General features: G+C 41.5%; 7 protein-coding genes and 1 pseudogene. 7 read left to right on the forward strand and 1 reads right to left on the reverse strand.

What is annotated here, in order from left to right; all coding sequences use genetic code 11:
• Positions 1–552 (forward strand): annotated as a pseudogene (locus STRDD11_RS14230) (type I pullulanase); the annotation flags it as partial.
• Between the two features lie 319 nt (positions 553–871).
• Here STRDD11_RS14230 and STRDD11_RS05570 read toward each other — a convergent pair.
• A complete protein-coding gene (locus STRDD11_RS05570; RefSeq protein ID WP_128836142.1) occupies positions 872–3,073 on the reverse strand; it encodes an LTA synthase family protein in 2,202 nt (733 codons plus the stop codon).
• Positions 3,074–3,547: 474 nt separating this feature from the next.
• On the opposite strand from STRDD11_RS05570, the gene STRDD11_RS05575 reads away from it, so the two are divergent.
• The 6 genes from STRDD11_RS05575 to STRDD11_RS05605 all read left to right on the forward strand — a co-directional run bounded on the left by STRDD11_RS05575 (position 3,548) and on the right by STRDD11_RS05605 (position 7,892).
• On the forward strand, positions 3,548–4,216 hold the full coding sequence (locus STRDD11_RS05575) for a hypothetical protein (protein WP_128836144.1): 669 nt from the start codon (positions 3,548–3,550) through the stop codon (positions 4,214–4,216).
• Between the two features lie 73 nt (positions 4,217–4,289).
• The gene (locus STRDD11_RS05580) at positions 4,290–4,973 is read left to right on the forward strand and encodes a Csa1 family protein (RefSeq protein WP_128836146.1); all 684 of its coding nucleotides are present in this window, start codon (positions 4,290–4,292) and stop codon (positions 4,971–4,973) included.
• Between the two features lie 10 nt (positions 4,974–4,983).
• Positions 4,984–5,181, forward strand: a complete 198-nt coding sequence (locus STRDD11_RS05585) for a hypothetical protein (protein ID WP_128836148.1) — start codon at positions 4,984–4,986, stop codon at positions 5,179–5,181.
• A 91-nt stretch (positions 5,182–5,272) separates the two neighbouring features.
• Complete coding sequence (locus STRDD11_RS05590) at positions 5,273–5,944, forward strand: Csa1 family protein (RefSeq protein WP_128836150.1); 672 nt, start codon at positions 5,273–5,275, stop codon at positions 5,942–5,944.
• Positions 5,945–5,961: 17 nt separating this feature from the next.
• On the forward strand, positions 5,962–7,125 hold the full coding sequence (locus tag STRDD11_RS05595) for a Tle-like phospholipase domain-containing protein (RefSeq protein WP_128836152.1): 1,164 nt from the start codon (positions 5,962–5,964) through the stop codon (positions 7,123–7,125).
• A gap of 230 nt (positions 7,126–7,355) precedes the next feature.
• Positions 7,356–7,892, forward strand: coding sequence for an IS5 family transposase (locus tag STRDD11_RS05605; RefSeq protein ID WP_164828395.1), 537 nt, complete (start codon positions 7,356–7,358; stop codon positions 7,890–7,892).
• Positions 7,893–8,092 lie beyond the last annotated feature (200 nt).

Consider the following 8,092-nt stretch of genomic DNA (forward strand, 5'->3'; position numbering starts at 1 on the left):
CATCCGGATGATGATGAGCTGACCCGTACCAAACGGATTGAGCTGGCGACAGCTATGAACCTGCTCATGCAGGGCATGGCATTTATGGAGCTGGGGCAGGAGTTCTCCCGCAGCAAGCTGCTGGGGACCGGAGCAGAAGGCCAGGTTCTGGCCAGCGACCGCGAAAGAGCTATGAACAGCTACAATGCGCCGGATGCGGTCAATCAGGTCAACTGGGACCTTATCAGCCAGCACCAGAACAGCATTGACTATATTAAAGACATCATTCATTTAAAAAAGACAGCGAAAGAATTTTCCTATCAGACCTATGAAGATATTTATAAGCATGTCTTTGTCAAATCAGCAGAGCAGGGCAGCGGCCTGATTATCTTTGAGATCAAGGATGAGCAGCATTATGAAATCATCTTTAATGCCAGCGGCCTGCCGTACTACCTAGCTAATGATGCTGACCGCCTGCGCTTAGTGGCCGGCAACAGCCGCCATAAGAAACCTTTCTATGTGGAAAATCTGACGGCAACTGTCTTTCAAGTCCTAGATACAGAAAAAACGTAAGAATACCTGTTATTCTTACGTTTTGAGACTGAAGACAAAGTTATCCAAAGTCTTTCCTTAAGTGAGTGCGGACGGTAGCGACTTCCTTCGGAATTCCATACCTAAGATTTGAGCCTAAAGTCTCAAATCTTCCGAGCACCTGAAACTCTTTAGTTTCAGGCGCTTTTCTCACAGCAGAAAGACTTGGTTGATCCTTGTTTTAATTATAGCAATGAGCTTTTTCTTAATTCTTTGTAAGAATTTATAAAATTTTTACAAAGAAAATGGAATTTGTCTACGTTCTGAACGTAAGAATACCTGTTATTCTTACGTTTTTTCATTAGGATGGAGCAGCCGCTGAGCTGGAGGAGGAAGAGCTGGAAGAGGCTTCCGCGCTGCCTTCTTCGTCGCTGCTGCTGGTCTGGAACTGCTCTGGGTGGAGGGCGCGATAGCTTGGCGAGTTAAAGAGATCAACGGTTGATACTCCGCCCCGCTTAGAGTAAAGGCTGGTCGATTGGTCGCCCTTTTCCTTTTCAATGGCCAAGAGAGCCTTCATCGAATTGAGATAAGAGTAATCATCCGGATTGACCTTGCCCAAGTCATTGCCTTTATAGAAACGGATCAGATCGCCGGTTTGAATAGAGTCGCTGATATTGAGCTGGGTATTGGCCGCCGTCCGGATTTCTTCCAGTTCTTTCTTAATCGTTTCGTCCGGATTGGTGATTTCTTCGCCAGTCTGAGTGTAGTAGGTCCGGCCATTAAAGCTGGTGTACTTAGGGGTGACAAAGTTATTGCTGGAGCGAAAGGCAACGATTTGCTGGTGCTGCGGTGACAGCAAATCCTGGCCGACCTGGAGATAGTTTTTGGAAGAGATACCCAGCAGGTGCTCCAGCGTCGGCAGCATGTCGATTTGGCCGCCATAAGTATCAATAATCTTTCCCTTGTCCATGCCCGGCACCACGACCATATAAGGGACGCGCTGCATCATGGCATTGTCATAGCTGGACCAAGTTTCCGAATTTTTGCCCAAAAGGGGAGCCAGATCCGGATTGCGGGACTGGGAAATCCCAAAGTGGTCGCCGTAAAGGACGATCACGGAGTTGTCATAAAGGCCGGATTCTTTCAGATAGTCAAAGAAAGACTTGATCGAAGCATCCAGATAATTGGCTGTCGCAAAATAGCCATTGATGGTTTCGTCCTTGGTATCAGCCAGCGGAAAGCCAATCTCATCGCCAATCAGGCTGGTGGTGTAAGGATAGTGGTTGGAGACGGTGATATACTTAGCATAGAAAGGCTGCTGCAGATGCTCTAAGTATTTGATGGAGTCTTTCAGCATGACCTTGTCATTCAGGCCGTATTGGAAGGAGTTGGTATCATCCTGCTTTGTGAAGTAGGAGGCGTCAAAGAAGTAGTTGTAGCCCCACTGCTTGTAGGCTGTGTTGCGGTTCCAGAAGCTGCCGGTATTTCCATGGAAAACAGCAGAAGTATAGTCGCCGTTTTTAGACAGGATGAAAGGGGCTGCCTGCTGGGTATTGGTTCCGCCGTAGTTGACCATAAAGGAGCCTTGGTTGAGACCGAAGAGGCCTGTTTCCAGCATGGTTTCCGCATCGGAGGTTTTCCCAGCCTTGACCTGATTAAAGATATTGGAGAAGGCCAGGGTTGAGTTGGAATGATAGAGAGAGTTGAGGAAAGGCGTTACTTCGTATTCTTTCCCGTCTTTCTGCAGCTTATAGTCGATCAGGAACTGCTGGAAGCTTTCCAGATGGAGATAAATCACATTGCGGCCTTTGGCAATGCCGTAATAGTCATTGTTTGGCTCGGCATAATGCGATTGGATATACTGAGTGACGGGTTCCAAATCTTTTTCTGAGGCCTTGGAGCGCTCTTTGTTGGCACTGTAGGTCTGATTGGCACTGTAGCCCAGAAAGGCCGGCAGGCCCAGAGCCCGGACGATATAGTAGTTGGAGAAGCCGCGGGTCAGCAGCTCAGGCCGGTCCACCTCTGCCAAAAAGAGATTGGCTGAAAAGAGCATGGCAGACAGCGAAGTGATAGCAAAGCCGGCACGCTTATTGAAGGGACGCGGATCAGTGCGGAGGTATTTCTTAAAGAATAAAAATCCTAAAATCGGGAAATCAAGGATATAGATAATATCCCAAGGCCGGAAGAGTTCCAGAGCGGCTTCGCCCAGACCTGCAGAAACACTGCTGGAAGCCAGCATGGTGTTGACCGTGACAAAATCACTGAATTCCCGATAGTAGATAGAGTTTGAAATCAGCCAGATACAAAGGAGACTGTAAATCCCCAGAGCAAAGAAATAGAATAATTTTGTTCTCTTCAGATAGAGAGCCAGCCCAATCAAGAGCAGAGCGATAGGGAAGGGATTGATAATTGCCAGAAATACTTGGTAAGCACTTTGAATGTCTAAATTAAAATCAATGGTATAGGCCCACATGGTTTTCAACCAGTAAAGGAGCAGTAAAACCAAGACAAAACCGAGTCTTGTACTCATGAAATTGAGCAAAATCTTGCTTGTTTTTTTCACAGAAAGGTACTTCCTTGTCTTATTTCCTAAAAATTTTCTTCTCTTAAGTATATCATAAAAAGACGGCGCAAGGAAAATTTGACCTCCTTTTGACGGAGGAAAAAATTTGCAGTAGTTAAATATTTAAGTTTTTTGATGGTGAAGGTTTTCTTAGGGAGATTGTGTGACAATCATTTTGCCGCAGACATTAGTGAAACAGTATCGAATAGAGCTGGCCTGAAACTTGAAAAACAGCGGGAAAATAATCTAAAAAGCACTCAAAAACTATTTACAAAAAACATGGAAAAACATATAATAAAAACAAGTTGATATATCATAAAGTGGTTTTACAAAGTTTTATTACTAGTTATTAGTATGGTGTGAAAGTTTTTTTGGAAGCGCTTCAGATTGGCTATGGAGCAAAAATCTGCTCCAAAAAAGGCGGACAGGGTATATATAAGGAGGTCTCTATGAAAAAAAGGAATAATCGGCTGTGTGTTGCTGCTGACGGTCTTGCTGTCTGGCTGCGGTATTCTTGGCAATCAGGCTAACAAGGTAGATAGGGAGAAGATAGAGAAAAATCTGGACTACCTGTCTAAGGTCTATCCGACGCCGAAAGTGACGGATTTGTTTGAGAAGTTTCCCAATGGGTTTGAGATATACTATTCTATGGCTGAATTCTCTGATACAGCGTATATTAGTTACAAAGTTCAATTAAAGGGAAATCCTGCTAATCAAGAGATAACGGGGACTTATAAGAAGGTGGACTATATTCCCGAGACTCCGAAAATTTTGGAGGAAATGCCAGTTCGGTACTTAGAGGGACAAGGCATTGTAGCTCTTGATGGCTCTCCCATTAATCCAACCTTGTCGAAAGTGAAATTTCTGTTTACAAAATTAACCCTAAACCGGCAAGTGATTTCAAAACTTGAGCTACGGAACTACTTTGAAAATCCAGTATCTGGTGATGAAAGACTTGATTACAATTTCACCAATAAATGGATAGCCAATTATCTAGGAGTAAGTGATAACACCAAGATTGAACTCTCAATTGATTTTTTGCATCCTAGTAAAACTTATGCAAGCAAAACTATTGTTAGAGCAAGCAAATTTGATATTTACGAAACTATTTATGGAGTTATCCATGAAGATAATGAAAATTAAAGGAGAAGGACATGGAACTGGACAATTCAACTTATGTCATGCTGACGAGTTATTGATGGAGTAGGAGGATAGGATGAAAAAATTATGTGCAGTAGCAAGTCTATTGCTTGCAGTAATCATATTAGTGGGGTGTTCCATCATGGAAAACGCAAAAAGACAGGAATTTGAAGAGAGGTTTTCACGAATCTCGGAAGTTTACCCGACTACCAAGGTAGAGGAACTTTTTAAAAAGTTTCCGAAGGGGTTTGAAATTGAGTATTTAAAAACGGAGTATACAGGAGACTCTCCCTATACACAGATATTAAAATTTGATGGTGATGCAAAAACTAAGGAAATTTTAGGAACGTATGTAAAGGAGAGTTATGAAGAGGAATTCCCACATCTTTCTGTGGAATCAGAACCTATACAGATTAAATACACTGATGAAAAGGGAATTGAATCTACTGATGGTCAAGAGTTGCCTGCTTCTGTGAGAAATATCAGATTTCTTTTTACTAACTTTTCTTTTGACAAAGAAAAACTAAAAGATCTGACCTATCTGAATGTAACAGAGAGTCCTGTGGATGGAAATTATAGCATCAGATATGAAATAGTTAATCAAACTATCAATGATTATATTGGTATTAATTCCAATGATAAAATTGAAATGGAATTATTTGGTGTTCCTAAATTTGACAAAGCTCACAAATATTCAGTCACAATTGCTTTTTTCAAGAGAGGGCGCGATTATTTTAGTGAAGCTATAAAAGAAAAATAGGGGAAAAGAAATGAATAAAGAATTTACAAGTTATATCATGGATGCTGTTTATACTGTAGAAGACACGTGGAGAATGGATTTTCCTAAAAGTGCTAAAGAAGCACAAGGTTTGATTGCCAGAAATTTAAAACGTAAAAGCAAACCTATCCCCATCGGCCTAGAATACCTCTACAATCGCCATGATTCGAAGAATAGAATCAGACTGTGATAAGGAGGAAGCGATGGGAGAAAATCATAAGAAAAAACCGCAGTTTTTCAAACAATGGGACGATGGCTGAGGAAAAGGAGAAAGCAAAGTTATGAAAAAAATAGCAGTAGCAGCAGTTTTGTTGCTTACAGGAATAGTATTGACAGGATGTGCAGCGATGAAAAGAGCAAAAATCGAAGAGAGATTTTCACGAATCTCGGAAGTTTACCCGACTGCCAAGGCAGAGGAACTTTTTAAAAAGTTTCCGAAAGGGTTTGAGGTGCGATATACAAAAAAGCAATATAAAAACGATGTGATTTACAGTCATTATTTTATTATGAAAGGGGACTCTGAAGCTAAAAATATAACAGGAATCTATACTAAATCAAAAAATTCAGATTCTGCTCCAGAAAATGAGGAGATACTTCGTCTTCCTGTAACATATACTGATGAGAAGGGATTTCAAGCAGTTGATGGTCAAAATTTGGAAGATGATGTAAAGAAAATACGATTCTTTTTTACTCAAATGCCTATCAATACTTCTTACCTACACTCACTAGAGATTGAAGCTGTAACGGAGAATCCGGTATCAGGGACTTATGTATTATACTATCGAGTCAATGATAAACTAATAAATGATTACGTAGGCATTCCACAGGATACTTCGGTTACTCTTCAACTGGGGGGAAATCCTAAATATAATTCCTCAGGAAAGTATTATTCTACAGTTTCAGTTCAAGGTGATTCAAACATTTATTTTTTTGAAACAATTACAGCAGAGTAAAATAAACGGAGGAAAAAATGGGAAAAGAATATACAAGCTATGTTATGGACGCTGTTTATCTAGTAGAAGATACTTGGCGTTTAAAAAAGTTTAATACAAAAAAGTTATCTCAAAATTCAATTAAAGATTTAATTAATGAAGAATTGATACATAATAAACCTATCCCCACCGGCCTAGAATACCTCTACAGCCGCCATGATCCGAAGACTGGTATGACCGGTGTTGCTTTTCTGGACACCAAGAAAAAAGAGGTGATTGTCGGCTATGCAGGGACCAATAACTCGACAGATGCCGCTAATGACTGGCTGACGGACCTGATTGATATTGGCTTGGGTCAGGGCGGCCACTATCAGTCTGCCTTTGACTTTTACAGGGAGGCGCAGCGAATTGCAGCGACAAAAGGGGCTAAGATTACAACCTTGACAGGTCATTCACTGGGCGGCAACTATGCCCAGCGAGTGGCACTGGAGTTCAACACCCCTAAGACGGTTGTCTATAATGCAGCGCCACTTTACCTTTTAATTTCTATTCCCATATTTGCAACTTTGTTTAAGAAATCCCCCCAGAAAGCGGCCGAGTTATTCATCAAATACATGCAGACGGTGCAGGACATTGAAAGCCGCCGAAAAGGCTTTACCGGCGAAGTCATACGATTCCGCTCGACAGATGATGTCTTAAATATGGTCTCAAATCTTGGTGGTGGTTTTTACTTAGGATTCGAATACGAATTTTCAAATACAGGATGGCACTTGCAGGGGAATTTCTTAGAAGATAGAGCCCAAAAACATATCAGGGATGTTTTAGATGCATTCGAAAAGGGTGAATATTATCCATCAAATAATAATCTATTTTCAGGATTTAAAGCTGTTGATAACTACACCCTAAAAAATCTTGAAAACTTTCTAATTGTCAATCCTTTGAAAAAACTAACAGAGGATTTCAGTCCTGAGCAGAAGGAAATACTCGGAAAATTACTTATTATAAATGGGCTGGCAAGTAAAAGGGTGGTAGATCGGACCTTTAGTGAAGACTTAAGAGGCGGAATCTCTAATGATGCTATAGACGGTCAAAATGGTGATGATACTATTTATGGAGAAGGAGGTTCCGATCGATTGACCGGTGGTGCTGCAGGAGATGTCGAATTTCTGGATCTTAGAACCTGTATTCACAAAAAATGTTAAACTAGAGTTATGACACGAAAAGCATATGATACTGACTTAACCGATCAAGAATGGGCTAAGATTGAGCCCTATTTCTCCAACCACCGCACCTATAAATGGTCTAAACGAGAACTTGTTAATGCGACTTTGTACATCACTAAAACCGGCTGTCAATGGCGCATGCTCCCTCATGACTTCCCTCCCTATCCAACGGTGTGGAGTTTCTTTCGTCGTGCCAAGGTGAGTGGTTTGTGGGATACCATCTTGACAGAGCTTGTAAAAAAAAGCGACTAAAAGCTGGCAGAGCAGCCTCTCCAACCTATGCTATCATTGATTCTCAAAGTGTGAAAACAACGGATGCTGCAGAGGAGCGAGGCATTGACGGCGGTAAAAAAGTCAAAGGGAGAAAGCGGCACATTGTGGTGGATACCATGGGGAATCTTCTTGATGTTGTGGTTCATGCAGCGAATCTTCATGACACAAAATCAGGAATTTTAGTAGCGCGTCAAGTGATGGCAGAATTTCCGACAATCAAGGCTTTTTCAGCTGATGCTGGTTATCGAAAAAGTTTTGAGGAGATGATGGCACAGGAGTTTCAGTGTCCAGTAGATATTTCTGAAAAAATCAAAGGAAGTTGGCGCATCATCCCAAAGCGTTGGGTCGTAGAGCGGACTTTCTCATGGCTGAATCATTCCCGAAGATTAGCCAAGGATGTTGAGAAATCGGTATCATCTGAGGTTGCGTTTGTAAAACTATCTCACATTAGTCGAATTTTAAAGACTTTATGAGGTTGTGAATACAGGTTCTTAGCGGCAAGGGAGCGGATGGAGATAGGATAAACAAGTAACCGCAAGGTCTTTTTTATTGCACAAATTTACCAAAACTGGATAGAATTTAGGAATCTGTCTTTAAAAACGCTTCCGAAAAAACCGTAAGTCCGGTATAATATAAGAAAAAAATAATAAGGAGGAACCGTCATGGGTTTTGT

Source organism: Streptococcus sp. DD11, from assembly GCF_001578865.1.
GTDB lineage: Bacteria > Bacillota > Bacilli > Lactobacillales > Streptococcaceae > Streptococcus > Streptococcus panodentis.